Below are 15,562 nucleotides of genomic sequence, written 5' to 3'. Positions count from 1 at the left end.
TCTGCTTTCCCCTCGCCTCGTTCAACTGCCTCCGATTTCAGGGATGGTTGTTTTCAGGTGTTGGTCGTCGTTTGTACGATCTGGTACCATGTCGCCTGTGTTCCATCATAGACGAGCGTAAGAAAGAGTATCGGTGAGCGTAGAGATTGTTCGTATTACCACATTTGATGGTCCTCACTGCTTCGATCCGCGTCCGGGGGTGCTGGCGCGCCTGCGCGCCGATCACGATTGCAGCGCTGCATTGCGGGCAGTGCTCAAGGATGCCGCGCAACGGGTGGGTCTGGTGATCGGCAATCCTCATATCGAGAGCCGCAGCACAGGCGATACTATCTGGCACGATCTTTTCTTCGTCACGCCGATGCCTGCGATTGGCGCCGAAATGGTGCGGCATATCGTCGCGTTGCTCGGTGCGCAGCACGCCGGCGACGACACGATGGATGCCGACAGTTTGCTGTGGGACCTGCAAAAAAAGCGGCGGGCAGCCGCACTGCCGTTGCAGGTGTTGCAACTTATGGCGGAAGCGTCGGCGCGTGGTGTGCCGGCGTTTGTGCGGCGCGACGGATTCGTGCAGGTTGGTTATGGGGCGCGCGGCAACGCCATTGATCCCGCATTGTTTCGTGAGCGTGGAACGGCGCTGCGTGAGGCTGATGTCGGCATCGGTGCATCGCCGTTTGCCCGCCCGGCGCTCAGTTCACTGCTTCCCTGGGACCGCCTGGGCGCCGTTCCGGTGGTGGTCGTTTCCGGCGGCGCGACATCCGCAACGACTGCTGCGTTTGTGTCCCGCCTGCGGCAGCGCCGGATCAGTGTGGCAGCAGCGTTGACTGCATCGTTCGATACAGCGCGCGATTGTCTGACCGATCCCGCTGCTGGGGCGATTGTGCTCGATCTTGATCCGGTTGATCTGTTATGGCGCGGGTTGCCGGTCGAGCAGTGCATGGTCAGCGCGTTGCTCGATCTGCCGGAGGAACTCGAATCTGAGGCGGGCGGGCGCGACGACCTGGCGCGCGCGCTGGGAGTGGCGTTGCTGGTGACGAGTCTGGGCGGGCGGGCAGTGCTGAATGCCGATCATCCGGCGATTCTGGCGCTTGCCGGATATGCGCCGTGTCCTCTCGTGCTGATAGCGCGGTCCGGTGATCATCCGGCGCTGCGCGCGCACCGCGCGGCTGGGGGCAGTGCGCTCTTCCTGCGTCGCACTGCCGCTGTTCTGGCGTGTGGAACAAGTGAAACACTGATCCCCCTCTCGCCGGATGAGGACCCCTGGAAAACCCTTGCAGTCACAGCGCTGTACTTTGCCTTTATGGAAGCGGATGCGAGGTGAAGCGGCGCCTTCACCATACGGCAGAAGGTGTGTTGTTGTGGCGTGTGGCTGCTATTGCGAAAAGAGCGGCGGGTCTGACCCGGACGTGTGCGACGACATTTGGGCGCAGACAGTGTATCATACCAATTACCTGTGAACATCCGGCATATTCCCCCCGAGCAGCGCGAGGGGTCGTGCGCGACCCGCGCAGATTCCGCGCTGCGTTTACCCTGAGCGAAGCGAAGGGCTCGGAATGACACGCATGCGGCATCTTCAATCGTCATGGGTATCACTCGGCTGCCGTCGCAACATCGCGCAGGACGCGAGGGGTCGTGCGCGACCCGCGCAGATTCCGCGCTGCGTTTACCCTGAGCGAAGCGAAGGGCTCGGAATGACACGCATGCGGCATCTTCAATCGTCATGGGTATCACTCGGCTGCCGTCGCAACATCGCGCAGGATCAGATACAGGCGCTCCAGGCTGGCGATATCCACCCATTCATGATCAGAGTGCAGCCCTGCGCCCACCGGTCCAAAGCAGATTGCCGGAATGCCCGCGCCGCTATAGAAGCGCGCATCTGAGCCATAGTGCTCACGGTAGAAGACCGGTTGACGCCCGATGATGCGCTCAATGCTGGCAGCCAACTGCGCCAGGTGCGGATCGTTGGGGTCGGTCATCAGCGGGATGCCGCCTGTGCTGTTGCGCGCAACCGTTGCGCCGGGGAAGCAGGCGCGCACCGCCGCCTCGATCTCGTCTGGGGTTTCTTCAGGAATGTGGCGAATGTCGAGTGAAAGCGTCACCACCTCTGGAATGCGGTTGAGTGTATCACCGCCACGAACCACGGTAGGGACGGCGGTTGTTGCCCACACTGCTTCGCGCGGCGTTGGGAAGCGTTGTTCGAGCGCCTGTAACCCGTCGCGCAGCAGAAGGATCGGATTAACCCCTTCCCACGGGCGCGAACCGTGCGCCGGTTGTCCGTGCAAGGTGATGTCGAAGCGCACCATGCCCTTGGCGGCATAGCAGATGTTCAGATCGGTCGGCTCGGCAGCGATGAAGAACGCAGAGCGCCACCCGTGTTCCAGCAGGTAGTTGGTGCCATGGAACCCGCCGATTTCTTCATCGGTGACAAACATAAACCCAACGTCGGGTGGATCCGGAAGCGCAGCCAGATCGCGTATCAGGCGCATAAGAACGGCGCACGCGCCTTTCATGTCCTGGCTGCCGCGTCCGTAGATCCGTCCGTCGCGCACGACCGGTTGATACTGTTCAGCGCGCGCGGCGACCACATCGAGGTGACCGTTGAGGATGAGCGCTGGCCTTTGCGTGTCGCGCAGGGTGATCATCAGGCTGGGCTTCTGTTCGACTTCGAAACGGTGAATAAACTGGATGCCCGAATCACGAGCGTACTGCTCGACATAATCAATTGCGGCGATCAGTGCATCGGGATGGTCGGCGGTCGAAGGGAACGCAATCAGGTTACAGGTCAGGCGGGTCAGTTCGTGCTGTACTGAGGCATCGTTCATACGACTGGCTCCGGGTAGACGGGATTTCTGGAAAGTATACCATGTCTTACTGAGAGCCGGAATGAGGGTTAGGGGATTGTTCTTACCTGTACCCTTTTACTTTTACTTTCCCACCCGCGACGGGCGGCTTGTTCACCCGTGACCGGTTACTTCCCCATTTGCAATGTTCGACATGCACCGTTCCGGGGCGGGGGTGTGCAGGCGGGACGCCTGCGGTTTCGGGGCGGGGGTGTGCAGGTGGGACGCCTGCGGTGCCGGGATGACTTGCTAGAATGTGCAATGCCCCATCGGGAACTGTTCCATTTGCAACCCGTCTCCCTTTGCTTACGATCCTTCCGGCATCACATCCCCATCCTCTTCGGCAGGGGCGCTCAGGTCGAGGGTAGCGGGTCCGTAGCGCATGCGGCGCGCGAGCGCGACAATCGACTGTCCATACGTCGTGCCCGGAAATGCCCACCTCCCGTTGAGTCCCAGGATCGTTGGTGCGACGCCGCGTAGCGCAGGCGACAGCGGTCGCACGGCGAGCGCCGTGGTGATCAGTGTGCGTTGCGCGTCGTTTGCCTGCTCATCGGTAAGCGCATACGCCAGCAAGCGTCCCAGGTGCGCGGGAATGGCGTGCTCAGCCCAGGTGGGGAAACTGATGCCGCGCTCCCAGCGTTGCCGTTGTGTGTTGTATGCCCACCCGGTCGGATCAGGCGGCGGGTCGGCGCGCCACTCGCCGGTAACGCCGATGCCGGCCGGATTGCGCTGTGGGCGCAGGCTCCAGAAACTGGTCAGGTGTCCAGTTTCGTGCGCCATCTGCGCCAGCGCCAGGAACCAGTCGATGCCGGCTATCTCGCCGATGACGCGGTAGGCGCCGACAATCCTGCCGATGTCGAACGCGGTGTAACTGCGGTCGGCGCGCGGAACGAACCAGTTGATCGCCATATGCTCCGTTCCGGTGGCTGGACCCACAAGAGGCGCATTGTCGAGGATCGGCGGCAGATCATCCTCCGGCGGCACAGGAATCGGCGTCGGAGGGGGTGGAGTATCGGTCAGCGGCGGCGCTATCGTCTGCACCAGCGGAAGGTAGACCTGGTAGGATGGGCGCTCGCCGGCGCGACTGACTGCTGCTATGACGGAAGCGGCGCATGACGCAACTGATGCTTTGAGGAACTGACGACGTGTGATCATGGCACGGTCCTATCGCGTGTCGTTTCCGTCATCATCGTACTCCCGGCGCCGGCATGTTTCCAGCGTCGCAGATTACAGCGTGGTTGCCGCTATCTGAGTGGCGTATGATATGCGCCTGAAGAACGGTGGGATTTATGGCGGCACATACGAGCGTGCGCCTTTCATCGCTTCGAGTGGACGCTTCTTTGAAAGGCGTTGAAACCGCAACACCTCGCCTGTGTGTGCGCCGATGGGACAGGGATGGAAGGTGCGGGCGTGCAGGTCTATCCTCTCCAGTTTTGCGATAAGATTGATGGCAGGGTATCAGTCGTGTTGCAAGACGCGAAAACAGGCTCGATGAAAGCCGAGGAGCGAGATGTGATAACCCGACGAGCAACGCTGGCGCTGATTGCGCATGATCGCAAGAAGGATGATATGGTGTTGTTCACGCTGCGCCATCGTGATACACTTGCCCGATGTCGCCTGGTTGCCACCGGCACGACCGGTGAGCGTATCGCGCGGGCAACGCGCCTGGAGGTCGAACGGATGCTGTCGGGTCCGATGGGAGGTGATGCGCAGATCGCCGCGCGGGTTGCGCAGGGCGAGATCGATGGCGTCATTTTCCTGGTCGATCCGCTCTACGCTCATCCACACGAACCGGATATTCAGGGATTGCTGCGCGTTTGCAACCTGTACAACGTACCACTGGCGACCAACCTGGCAACGGCGGAACTCGTCGTTGCAGGGGTTGAGAAGGTGTGACAGCGACAGTCGCGCCGATGCGGCGTCTGGTAATCATGGTTGCCTCCAACACGTTCAGGTGTTGGCAATTGATATGCCTCGATCTGAGAATCTGGCGCGAAACCGGCGTTTTTTTTCCTGATCATCGTCGTTTCAGTGTCCCGACATACCGACAGCGTCTTGCGGACGTGATCAGGCGAGTCGCACGATCCTTCGTTGTGGAGACAGACGGGGGAAACGCCGGTCGTTATGCACCGGACTGAGTGCATTCGTGGGCCAGGCTGTATGAAACCGCAATCCACGCGATTCGGGTTTCGTTATGACCGTCCTCATGGCGGCGGTCAACACGGTTCAACCGCCGATTGATTGCGCTATTGAGGAGTGGTCGCCTGTGACGATGACCGTACCACGAGGGGTGCGTCATACCAATTCCCTGTGACCATCCGGCATGGTCACCCCGAGCCGCGCGAGGGGTCTTGCGCGACCCGCTCAGATTCCTCGCTGCGTTTACCCTGAGCGAAGCGAAGGGCTCGGAATGACCAGCATGCGGCATCGTCAATCGTCATTGGTATCTTATCAGAATGCCCAATGGACTGGCGTTGTTGCGAGCAAAGCGACACAGGCTTCGCCATTGGCGTGGGCTTGGTTGCGCACCGAAACGGGCGGATATACAATAGCGCCGGTAGCGTGCAGGGGCATGGTGTACGTGGAGTGGCATGACCGAACTTGCACATATCCTGGCAGTGGACGACGACGCCAGCGTGCGTCGCATGCTCCAGATTCTGCTGACGAACGCCGGGTATCGCGTTTCTGTTGCGAGTACCGGCGAAGAAGCCCTGGCGTATCTGGAACTGGTCACGCCCGATCTGGTGCTCATGGATGTATCATTGCCGGGGCTGAGCGGCCAGCATGTGATGGAGCGCGTCAAATCTGATCCAGATCGCCCCTTCATCCCTGTGATCCTGATCACCGGTTATGGCGACCCGGAGGCGAAAGTTGCGGCGCTCGATGCGGGCGCCGACGATTTTCTGGTGAAACCGGTCGATCTGACCGAACTGCTGGCGCGGGTGCGCGCAATGCTGCGCCTGCAACGCAGTCAGCGATCATTGCGCGCTGAGCAGCGAAAGACGGAACTGTTGCTCCATCTGACCCGCGAACTGGGAACGACGCTGGATCTTGATCAGTTGTTGACCCAGTTTCTCAATCGGCTTGCCGATGCTGTCGGCGCCGTGCGCGCCAGCATCCTGGCGCTCACCGGCGATCAGCCGCGCCTGTTCTCCAGCACGCGCAATCGGCCAACCATTCCGCTGAGCGATATTCTAGGGCAGGGTGTCGCCGGATGGGTGCTTCGTGAGCGGAAACCGTTGATTATTGACGATACCCGCGACGATCCACGATGGATCGCGGTGAATGCCCAGCAGCGCGCGGTGCGCAGTGTTGCTGCCGTGCCGCTGGTGCGCGAGGGGCGCGTTCTGGCTGCCATTACGCTCGTTCACCACACGCCAGGCTATTTCAACCACGACCACCTGGAGTTGCTGAATGCTGTGGCAGCACAGAGCGCGATTGCACTCGAAAATGCGGAGTTGTTCCATCTGACGCGCATGCAGCGCGACCTGCTCGAGCGTCGCGCTGAAGAACTGCAACGCATCAATCAGATCAGCCGTCACCTGACAGAGTTAATGAGTCCTGATCAGTTGCTGCGGCTGGTGGTGCATTTGATCCACCACACCTTTGGCTATCCGTTGGTTGCCGTTGCGTTGCACGATGATGAGCGCCTGGCATTGGAAGCCGCTGCGGGCAGCGCAAGTATCGAACGGTTGATCGGGCAGGCGATCTCGCCCGACACCAGCGCCGCCGGGCGGGCGATTGCACAGAGCGAAGCGTACTATGTCGCCGATTTTCTTCAGACCGATTGCGCTCCATTGACGGGAGTTGAGCGGAGCGTGCGTTCGGAACTGGCGGTTCCGATTCAAACGGCACGCCAGGTGTTTGGCGCGCTTTCGGTCATGGCGTATACCCCCAATGCGTTCGGCGATGCGGATGTTCGATTGCTGTCAACCCTGGCGAGCCAGTTGGGTATTGCGCTCGATAACGCGCGCCTGTTCAACATGGAGCAGCGCCGCGTTCGTCAGCTCGGCACGGTGAATAATCTGTCGCTTGCCATGACGGCGCGTCTGGATGCAGCGGAAAATCTGACGATTGCAGCGCGCGTGATTGCATCTATTTTTGAGGTTACTGCCTGTGGCATTGTGCTGACCAACCCCAGAGTCCAGAGCATGCGGCATATGGTGTTTGCAACCGATGCCGCACGGGATCGTCTGCCCTGGCGCGATCTTGCTGAAACGGTCGTTCTTTCCGCGCCACAGGTTGTGAGGGCGGACGATGCGCTTCTGGCGCTATGCGCTCGCGCGCTTGTGGGCGCCGGAATCGCAGCGCTGGCGCTGGCGCCGTTGCTGGCAAACGGTAAACAGATTGGGTTGGTGGCGCTCGATGTCACCGGACATGAGCGACAGTTTCAGGCGACCGATTTGACGCTGCTCGAGACGGTTGCAAGTTTGCTGGCGCAGGTGATTGAGAATGCCTGCCTGTATCGCGAGGTGGAAGACGAACGTTCGACACTCGGCGCTGTGTTGCGCAGCGCCGCCGATCCGATTCTGCTGATCGATCCGCACAATCGATTGTTGCTGGCAAATCCCGCCGCCGAGCAGCGCCTTCACCTCGGAGAAGCGATCGGGCGGGCAATTGACCAGGCTGTGGATCATAGCGGTCTGCTTCGTGCTCTGAGTCGCGACTCCTTGAATGGTCAGTCGATGATGGAAGTCACCCTTGCCGATGGTGCGACCTTCAACGTTAGCGTCGCTCCGGTGCGTGGCGCCAACGATGCGTTAATTGGACGGGTGGCGGTGATGCAGGATATTACTGCGATCAAAGAACTCGAGCGCGCAGAGCAGGAACGCCTGCGTGCTATGTTCCGGCGCTACGTATCGCCGCAGGTGGTCGAAGAAGTGCTGGCGGGCGGTGGTGAGTTCGGAGCGCCGCAGGAGCGCGATATTGTGGTGCTGTTTGCCGATATTCGCGGCTATACGACGCTCGCTGAAGGTCTGGCGCCGCAAATTCTCGTGCATCAGATCCTCAATCGCTATTTCACCGCTATGACCGAGGCGCTCTACCGACATGGCGGGACGGTCGATAAGTTTCTGGGAGATGGGTTGATCGGTGTGTTTGGCGTGCCGATTGCGCGGGATGACGATATTCCCCGGTCGTTACGCGCAGCAGTCGATCTCCAGCTGGCGTTCGCCGATCTTCGGAATGTCTGGCGCCGCGATCTCGGTCTCGACCTTGGCATGGGGGTGGGGATTGCGTATGGACCGGCGCTCGTCGGCAATATTGGGTCGCCGCAGCGCCTCGATTACACGGTAATTGGGGATGTCGTCAATACTGCTAACCGCTTGAGCGGTCTGGCGCGCGCCGATCAGATCATTGTTTCGCATCGCCTGATCGATGCGCTGCCGCTGGGAGATGATCTGCCCTGGTTGTTGCGTCCGATTGGTCCGGTGATGCTCAAGGGGAAGCACGAGCCGCATATGGTGTATGAGATTGTGTATCAGATCGCGGTGTCGGACGATGGATGATCGGGATCACCGCCGATGATACGGAGTGCGGCTCCTCTCGGTGTGCGCGCGGGCGAGACGCTGGCGCTGGGCAGGCGAGGACGCCTGCGCTCCCAGGATGTCACCGGCGGGCGGGACGCTGGCGCTGGGCAGGCGAGGACGCCTGCGCTCCCAGGATTTCACCGGCGGGCGGGCGGGACGCTGGCGCTGGGCGGGCGAGATGCTGGCGCTCCCAGGATGTCACCGGCGGGCGGGACGCTGGCGCTGGGCAGGCGAGATGCTGGCGCTTCCAGGGCTTCACTGGCGGGTGGGCGAGACGCTGGCGCTCCCAGGGCTTCACTTGAGACGTGCCAGTTGCGTGACGACCTCGACGATCAGGCGGTGCTCGACCTGCTTGATGCGCTCGTGAAGCGTCATTTCGGTATCTCCGGGCAGGATCGGAACCTCAGCGCGCGCCAGTACCGGTCCGTCGTCAACGGCTGGCGTCACACGATGGATGGTGCATCCGGTGATCGGTAGTCCGAGGCGCAGCGCATCGGCGACGACATGCGCGCCACGCAACGCGGGGATGATGATGCCGCGCGAGGTAGTGAACGTGTCGCCGCCATCATCGGGGAGCAGCGCCGGATGTTGGTTGATAACGCGATTGGGGAAGCGATCCAGGAACACTGGTGATAGCACGCGCATAAATCCGGCAAGGACGATGAGATCGGGGTTGAACGCTGCCGTCACATCCGCCAGGCGCCGTTCCCATTCGGCGCGTGCGGCGGGATCGCGCGGGTGACGCAACGGAACGAATGCTGCTGCAATACGATGCTTCAGTGCGCGCTGCAACCCATAGGCATCGGCGCGGTCACTGACCACCAGGACGACCTCAGCATTGCCGAGGTCACCACTTTGCTGCGCGTCGATCATCGCCTGAAGGTTCGAGCCGCTGCCAGAAATCAGCACAGCGACACGATAGGGATGTGCCGGGGCATTCATTGGATCGCCTTTGCGCCAATGTCGCGGCGGTACTGCATGCCCGGAAAGGAAATGCGATCCACTGCGGCATACGCCCGCGCCAGCGCCTCGCGCAGAGTTGGTCCAACACCGGTGACGCCGAGCACACGCCCGCCTGCCGTCGTCAACTGACCGTTCTTCCAGGCAGTGCCAGCATGGAAGATGACCACGTGCGGGTCATTGACCGACGCAATGCCGCTGATCACATCACTGCGGCGCGGCGTGTCGGGATACCCTTCCGCTGCCAGCACAACACACGCTGCGGCATTGTTCGTTCCACGCAGCATGTCGTCGGATAGCGCCCCGTTCCCGGCGCACGCGGCAAGCGCCGCGAGCAGATCGCCGTCCAGCAGCGGCAGGATCGCCTGCGTCTCCGGGTCGCCGAAGCGCGCGTTGAACTCCAGCACCCGTGGTCCTTGTTCGGTCAGGATCAACCCGGCATAGAGCGCGCCGCAGAATGGCGTTCTCGCGTTTTGCAACGCGCGCAGCGCTGGAAGAATGATCTGCGCCGTCAGATCGGTCACGTCGGCGGGTGTCAGGTGCGGCGCGGGGGCGTAGGCGCCCATGCCGCCGGTGTTCGGTCCGGCGTCGCCGTCGCGCAGGCGCTTATGATCCTGCGCTGGCGGCAGCGGCAGTGCGCGCTCGCCATCGCACAGCGCAATCAGCGACACTTCCGGTCCGCTCAAACGCTCTTCGAGCACCAGGCGCGCGCCGGCGCGGGTCGCACTCAGCATCCGAATAGCGTCCAGCGTGTCGCCAACCGACTCGGGCACAATCACTCCTTTGCCAGCCGCAAGTCCGTCCGCTTTCACAACCCATGTGCGACATGTGGTGCGCACGAAATCGGCTGCACTGTCGGGATCATCGAAGATGTGCGCTTCGGCGGTTGGAATGCCAGCCTCGATCATGAGTCGTTTGGCAAAGGCTTTGCTGCTCTCGATCTGCGCCGCCGCCGCAGTTGGACCGAAGACCGGAATGCCCGCCTTCAGGCAGGCGTCTGCCAATCCCGCCGCCAGCGGCGCTTCGGGACCGACAACGACCAGATCAATCCGTTCACTTTGCGCAACCTCGACCAGTCGCGGGATGTCGAGCGCCTCGACCGGCAGATTGCGCCCGATCTGCGCTGTTCCTGGATTGCCGGGCGCAACGAAGAGGGTATCGATCAGCGGCGATTGTGCCAGTTTCCATGCCAGAGCATGCTCGCGCCCGCCTGAGCCGACAAGCAGGACATTCATCGTACCAGCCCTCTCGAACCTGTTCCGATACGATTATAGCACCAGGGAAGGCAGCATGATGTGTCGGCGCGCCGGTTGGGAAGGGGCAAAATACGCCGTGTGAGGGAAGACTCGCCCCTACCTCGCTCGCGTCCGGGATCAGTATGTTCATCAATCGCGTCGGGCGTATACACTGCTCGCGTATCACAGGTTCGAACAACAGGGCTCGGACCTCGGTCGCTGGTTTTGTCGCAGCGTATCCGATGGAATACTATGATCCTGCAAGAACTGTTCGGTATCGAATGGCAGGTGTGCAGGGGCGCCGCACGCGCCGTCGCCGTGTCGAATGGGGGTGGGCTTGGATCGTTTTGCCCTGCGCCATGCTCAATCTCGACGCTCTGCGGAGTGAATCGGCAGCGATCCGGGCGCAGACCAGGAAGCCATTCAACGCCACTTCTGCTGCCATCCGCCGCCGGTGGCGGACGCTCACGCGAGGCGGCATAGCGGTGACGTTTGCGCCGTATGACCGGGAGTTCGGCATTGATGCAGAGAGCGTTCCCATCGGGGCAGGACGTTCGCCCTTAAGTGACGAAGCCGCCGATCTGCTCGGCGAATTCGAACCTCCCGTCGTGAGTTTTCATTTTGGCCCGCCATCAGCCGGATGGCTGGCGCGCGTGGAGGTGTGGGGCGCGAAAATCTGGTCTTTGAGTCATTAATCCGGTATCGCCCGGCGCACGGTTTAGCCCGCGAAGGCAGGCTTCGCTTTCTATAGCCTGTAGCTCAGCCGCCAGGCGCAGAGCGAATGCCGAATTATTTTGTGCATGTCCATCACGTCCGCTCGTATGCGCATGTCAGGGACGGTGCAGCCCCTGCCACTTGACGCTGTGCTGTGGTTCCTGACGAATCCCGGAGGCAACTGGTATAATTGAGGATGATGCCATCTCGAAAGGATGACCTGTGACCCACCCGTTTTCTGGAATGAATCCTTACCTCGAAGCGCCGGGTCTCTGGCCCGATGTGCACAACCGTCTGATCGTCAGCATCGCCGACGATCTGGCGCCGGCGCTGCGTCCAAGGTACTATGTTGCAATCGAGGAACGCACCTATCTGGCCGAACCCGAAGACGCGGCATTTGTCGGTCGGGCGGATGCCGCCGTTGTGACGCGCTCTACCCCGCCGGTAAGTGTATCTGCTCCTTTTCAAGAATCGGGAGGGGTGGCGGTTGCAGTGGCGTTGCCCGACCTGGTGCGCGAGTCGTATCTGGAAGTGCACGCTGTGGCTGATGGACGGGTCGTGACGGTCATTGAAGCGCTATCGCCTGCCAACAAACGTCCCGGCGAAGGACGCGCGCTTTATCTCCGCAAACGTCTTGCCGTGCTGGGCAGTCTCAGTCATCTGGTCGAAATCGATCTGCTGCGCGCGGGTGAACCGATGCCGGTGCGCGGATGGACAGGCGTGAGCGACTATCGCATACTCATCAGTCGCGGCAACCAGCGTCCGCGCGCACTGCTTATTCCCTTCAGCGTTCGCCAGCCGATTCCGCGCTTTGCCGTACCGCTCGACGCGGATGCGACCGAACCGGAGATCGACCTGGGTGCGCTGCTGCGGGCCATCGACGAACGCGCCGCCTTCGACCTGCGCATCGATTACCGCCGAGACCCCGAACCGCCGCTGACCGGAGACGATGCAGCCTGGGCAGACCGGCCTCTGCGTCAGAGTGGACTGCGCCAGGATCACTGATGCAACCTGCTCATGTTCAACTGTGGGAAAGCACTTTCTCCATTCCCGCCTGATAGTGCGTCACAATCAGCAACGTCACAATGGTAACAGCAATGAGCGCAAATGCTGATGGCGCCGCCTGGGTATGCACCGATTCACTGGCGGCCACCCAGATGCGCACCGGCAGAGTATCGAATCCCGGCGGACGGAGGAGAATGACCGTGGGCAACTCCTTCATTGCAGTAACGAAGCAGAGCACCCACCCTGCCAGCAGTCCCGGTGCAGCGACCGGGAAGGTCACGCGCTGAAACGCCCGGATGCCGTTATCTCCCAGGGTGCGCGCCGCCTGCTCCAGTGAGGGCGACACGACGCGCAACGCCGATTCATTGGCAGTCACCGCCTGTGGCAGCAACCGAAAGACGAAACCGACGACCAGCACGGCGAGAGTGCCGTAGAGCATCGGCATCCAGCGGTTGAACAACAGCACAAAACTCAACCCAATAATAATCCCCGGCAGCGCAAAGGGACTCTGGCATGCAGCAAGCAGCAGACTGCTCCAGCGCCCCGGTTGGCGCACGGCGACGAGCGCCGGGAAGATCGCCAGCGCAATAGCGCCGGTCGCTGCGGTGGCGGCAAGCCCGACGCTGTTCAGTGCGTAACGCAGCACGCCAGCGTTGTTGACGCCCCAGATTCGATCCACCTCAGTGGGAACGAGCCATCCCTGCAACGTCAAGCCGCCAAGCGTCAGCAGCGGCAGTCCAAGCGAGAAGAAGGTCAGCCCACCGATCGCCAGCAGTGCCAGAGGTTGCCAGCGCCCGAGGCGTGTCAGACGCGGCGGTTGCCAGCGGGTGCGCGTCAGTTGGCGTTCGCGTCGCGCCATCCAGGCGGCGCCATAGAGCACGGGTATTGCCATGCCAATCAGAACAAAACTCAGGATGGCAGCCGCCGAGCGATCAACCTGACCGGCAAACTGCTGGAAAATTGCCAGCGTGAAGGTGCGGTAGCGGAGCATTGCCACTGTGCCAAAATCGGAGAGGGCGTAGAGCGCCACGAGCAGCGCGCCGCCAGCCGCCGCCGGCATTGCCAGTGGTAACACCACGCGCCAGAGGGTCGTCCAGGCGGAGAGTCCCGCCATACGCGCGGCTTCTTCCAGGGATCGGTCGAGGGAACGGAGCACGGCGCCAACCGGGAGAAACACATAGGGGAATACACACAGACTGATCACCATTGTCGCGCCCCACAGATTGGTTATTTGCGGGAGAGGAAAGGCGCCACGAGCGAATCCCATCCACTCCATTGCCATCTGATCGATCACCCCGCCGCGCCGGAGGAGGATCAGCCAGCAGATCGCCGCCACATATGCAGGAATGGCCAGCGGTAGTGCCAGCAGCACCCGCCACACCCGCGCTCCTGGCAGATCGGTGCGTTCGACCAGCCATGCTGCGCCCACACCAAACAGGGTGCTCAGCGCCACGGTCGTTGCGGTCAATGCCAGCGTATTCCCTGCCAGAGCCGGAATCTGCCGCGACCAGAGGCGTTCCCAGACGGTGGCATCCGCTTCGAGCGCCCGGATCAGGATGTACGCAAGCGGAATGATCGCCAGCGCGCCCACCAGGATAGCGGCGGCACGCAGAGCGACGGATGAAGCGCGCCACACCATCAGCGCTTCACCCATAGCGCGCGATGACCGGAGAGAAATCGTTCGTTTCATGTCAGCATTGAATGGATTGTGGCGACGTTCCATGCAACGTCGCCACGATTGCGCATTGCGCTGGCGAATCCACACGTGCTATGGCATACCGACTTTCTGAACCAGCGCCCGTGTCGGTTCCAATTCATCGCGCAAGGTCTTGAGCGGGAATGGGTTGAGTTTGAACGAACTGAGCGGCGCAACGCCCTCCGCCAGCGGAATGCCCGGAACAATCGGATACTCGTAGTTGCGCTCGGCGTAGATCTTCTGACCATCCGGCGAGAGCATGAAGTCCACAAAGATCTTTGCTATCTCCGGGTTTGGTCCACCCTTTATAATCCCCGCGTTGGTCGAGTTGACCACTAGCCCCAGACCGCCATCTTCCTGATCGGGGTAGATCACACCTACCGGCGCGCCTTCCGCTTTGGAGAGATGGTAGTAGTAGTGGTTGACCAGCCCCAGTTTCAATTCACCGGCGCCGACCGCCTTGCGCACATCGGTGTGACCGCCGAAGAACTGCGTATTGTTTTCCAGCAACCCCTGAATGAACGCCTCAGTCGCCGCTTCGCCCAGTTGATTGCGCATCACGACCAGTTGCGCCATCATCGCACCGTTCGTGCTATTGGCGGAACCGAGAACATCCTTCCACTTCGGGTCAGCCAGATCGAGCATTTTCTTCGGCAGTTCGTCGGGCGATACCAGATCGGTATTGTACATGATGACGCGAGCGCGGAGCGTCAGAGCGACCCAACTGCCATCATCGGCGCGGTAATCAGCCGGCACGGCCATCACTGCCGGCGAGTCGTTCGGAGCAAAGACCCCTTCCGCCGCCAGATTCTCCATTGTCAGAATATCGGAGTTAATCAGGACGTCCGCCTGCGGATTGGCGCGCTCTTCGAGAATTCGGGCTGCCAGTTCGCTGTTGCTGCCATTCAAGACGGTCACCTTAACATCTGGATAGACGGCATTGAAGGCTTCGATGACCGGTTTGAACAGCGCCTCGGCGCGTGAGGTGTACACAATGACTTCGCCCTTTGGCGCAGCGACCGGCGCTCCGGTCGGTTGCTCAGCCGCAGTGGTTGGTGCAGCGGTCGGCTCGACCGGTGCGGTGGTTGGCGCTGCTGTCGACTCCGCAGGCGCGGTCGTGGGCGGAGCGGCAGCAGGTTGCCCGCCGCAGGCAGCGATCAACACAAGGCTCGTTGCAAGGAGTATCAGGCGAAACGTCAGGCGTCCTGGCGTATGGTTCATGATGGACTCTTTCCTTTCCAGGCAGCGAAAGAGGCTGCCTTGTGCCTGAATAGCCGATCTTGCCGCAGATCGGCGCCAGCATCGTCTCCGGTATGCACTTTTGGCGCGCCAGCGCATGGTGAGCAAAGGTTAACCTGCGGTGTTAGGTTACTCTAACATTGAAATTTTGTCAAGTTTCATCTGGTAGAATAGTGAAAACCCGGCGGGGATAGTCCGGCGCGGTGCTCAGGCGCCATGCGTCTGGTGTCGCGCGGAATGCCGTGAAGCATCTCGTGGCATGCAGGTCGAGACCCTGCGCATCGTTCAAGGTGACCAACACGGCAATCGACCGGACATTCTGTGTCGTGCTGGGCGGAGCGACGCACC

General features: G+C 61.5%; 11 protein-coding genes. 5 read left to right on the top strand and 6 right to left on the bottom strand.

Annotated elements, in window-relative coordinates:
- The first annotated feature begins 133 nt into the window (after positions 1-133).
- Positions 134-1,318, top strand: a complete 1,185-nt coding sequence (locus RCAS_RS16410; RefSeq protein ID WP_012121659.1) for a DUF4938 domain-containing protein — start codon at positions 134-136, stop codon at positions 1,316-1,318.
- Between the two features lie 406 nt (positions 1,319-1,724).
- On the opposite strand, the gene RCAS_RS16405 is transcribed toward RCAS_RS16410, so the two are convergent.
- Together RCAS_RS16405 and RCAS_RS16400 are read right to left on the bottom strand one after the other, a co-directional pair.
- Positions 1,725-2,819 carry a M20 family metallopeptidase gene (locus RCAS_RS16405; protein ID WP_012121658.1) on the bottom strand — a complete coding sequence of 365 codons (1,095 nt, stop codon included), beginning with the start codon at positions 2,817-2,819 and terminating at the stop codon, positions 1,725-1,727.
- A gap of 324 nt (positions 2,820-3,143) precedes the next feature.
- Positions 3,144-3,992 (bottom strand): glucosaminidase domain-containing protein, encoded by an 849-nt coding sequence (locus RCAS_RS16400; protein ID WP_012121657.1) that lies wholly within the window; start codon positions 3,990-3,992, stop codon positions 3,144-3,146.
- Positions 3,993-4,349: 357 nt separating this feature from the next.
- Here RCAS_RS16400 and mgsA point away from each other — a divergent pair, with 357 nt between their 5' ends.
- Positions 4,350-4,733 (top strand): methylglyoxal synthase, encoded by a 384-nt coding sequence (gene mgsA / locus RCAS_RS16395; RefSeq protein WP_041332094.1) that lies wholly within the window; start codon positions 4,350-4,352, stop codon positions 4,731-4,733.
- Between the two features lie 695 nt (positions 4,734-5,428).
- Positions 5,429-8,344: a GAF domain-containing protein gene (locus RCAS_RS16390; protein ID WP_012121655.1), complete on the top strand. Its 2,916-nt coding sequence runs from the start codon at positions 5,429-5,431 to the stop codon at positions 8,342-8,344.
- A gap of 315 nt (positions 8,345-8,659) precedes the next feature.
- Here the strand turns inward: RCAS_RS16390 and purN are convergent, their stop codons facing one another.
- Positions 8,660-9,307: a phosphoribosylglycinamide formyltransferase gene (purN, locus tag RCAS_RS16385; RefSeq protein ID WP_012121654.1), complete on the bottom strand. Its 648-nt coding sequence runs from the start codon at positions 9,305-9,307 to the stop codon at positions 8,660-8,662.
- Positions 9,304-10,560 carry a phosphoribosylamine--glycine ligase gene (purD, locus tag RCAS_RS16380; protein ID WP_012121653.1) on the bottom strand — a complete coding sequence of 419 codons (1,257 nt, stop codon included), beginning with the start codon at positions 10,558-10,560 and terminating at the stop codon, positions 9,304-9,306. Before purD ends, purN begins: the two co-directional genes overlap by 4 nt.
- Positions 10,561-10,802: 242 nt before the next feature.
- Between purD and RCAS_RS16375 the strand changes: the two genes are divergently transcribed.
- Positions 10,803-11,255: a beta/alpha barrel domain-containing protein gene (locus tag RCAS_RS16375; protein ID WP_157042677.1), complete on the top strand. Its 453-nt coding sequence runs from the start codon at positions 10,803-10,805 to the stop codon at positions 11,253-11,255.
- 241 nt (positions 11,256-11,496) lie between these two features.
- On the top strand, positions 11,497-12,279 hold the full coding sequence (locus tag RCAS_RS16370) for a DUF4058 family protein (RefSeq protein WP_012121651.1): 783 nt from the start codon (positions 11,497-11,499) through the stop codon (positions 12,277-12,279).
- A 16-nt stretch (positions 12,280-12,295) separates the two neighbouring features.
- Here the strand turns inward: RCAS_RS16370 and RCAS_RS16365 are convergent, their stop codons facing one another.
- On the bottom strand, positions 12,296-13,969 hold the full coding sequence (locus RCAS_RS16365; protein ID WP_157042676.1) for an ABC transporter permease: 1,674 nt from the start codon (positions 13,967-13,969) through the stop codon (positions 12,296-12,298).
- 78 nt (positions 13,970-14,047) lie between these two features.
- Positions 14,048-15,196, bottom strand: a complete 1,149-nt coding sequence (locus RCAS_RS16360) for an extracellular solute-binding protein (protein ID WP_012121649.1) — start codon at positions 15,194-15,196, stop codon at positions 14,048-14,050.
- Between the last annotated feature and the right edge of the window lie 366 nt (positions 15,197-15,562).

Source organism: Roseiflexus castenholzii DSM 13941 (assembly GCF_000017805.1).
Lineage (GTDB): Bacteria > Chloroflexota > Chloroflexia > Chloroflexales > Roseiflexaceae > Roseiflexus > Roseiflexus castenholzii.
Note: the sequence above shows the minus strand (reverse complement) of the source record. Positions and strands in the feature narration are given on the sequence as shown.

Bases quoted from the DNA above. Each gene is read 5' to 3' on its own strand.
- RCAS_RS16405 (WP_012121658.1), bottom strand. From the start codon at position 2,819: ATGAACGATGCCTCAGTACAGCACGAACTGACCCGCCTGACCTGTAAC.
- RCAS_RS16400 (WP_012121657.1), bottom strand. From the start codon at position 3,992: ATGATCACACGTCGTCAGTTCCTCAAAGCATCAGTTGCGTCATGCGCC.
- RCAS_RS16390 (WP_012121655.1), top strand. From the start codon at position 5,429: ATGACCGAACTTGCACATATCCTGGCAGTGGACGACGACGCCAGCGTG.
- purN (WP_012121654.1), bottom strand. From the start codon at position 9,307: ATGAATGCCCCGGCACATCCCTATCGTGTCGCTGTGCTGATTTCTGGC.
- purD (WP_012121653.1), bottom strand. From the start codon at position 10,560: ATGAATGTCCTGCTTGTCGGCTCAGGCGGGCGCGAGCATGCTCTGGCA.
- RCAS_RS16375 (WP_157042677.1), top strand. From the start codon at position 10,803: ATGGAATACTATGATCCTGCAAGAACTGTTCGGTATCGAATGGCAGGT.
- RCAS_RS16365 (WP_157042676.1), bottom strand. From the start codon at position 13,969: ATGAAACGAACGATTTCTCTCCGGTCATCGCGCGCTATGGGTGAAGCG.
- RCAS_RS16360 (WP_012121649.1), bottom strand. From the start codon at position 15,196: ATGAACCATACGCCAGGACGCCTGACGTTTCGCCTGATACTCCTTGCA.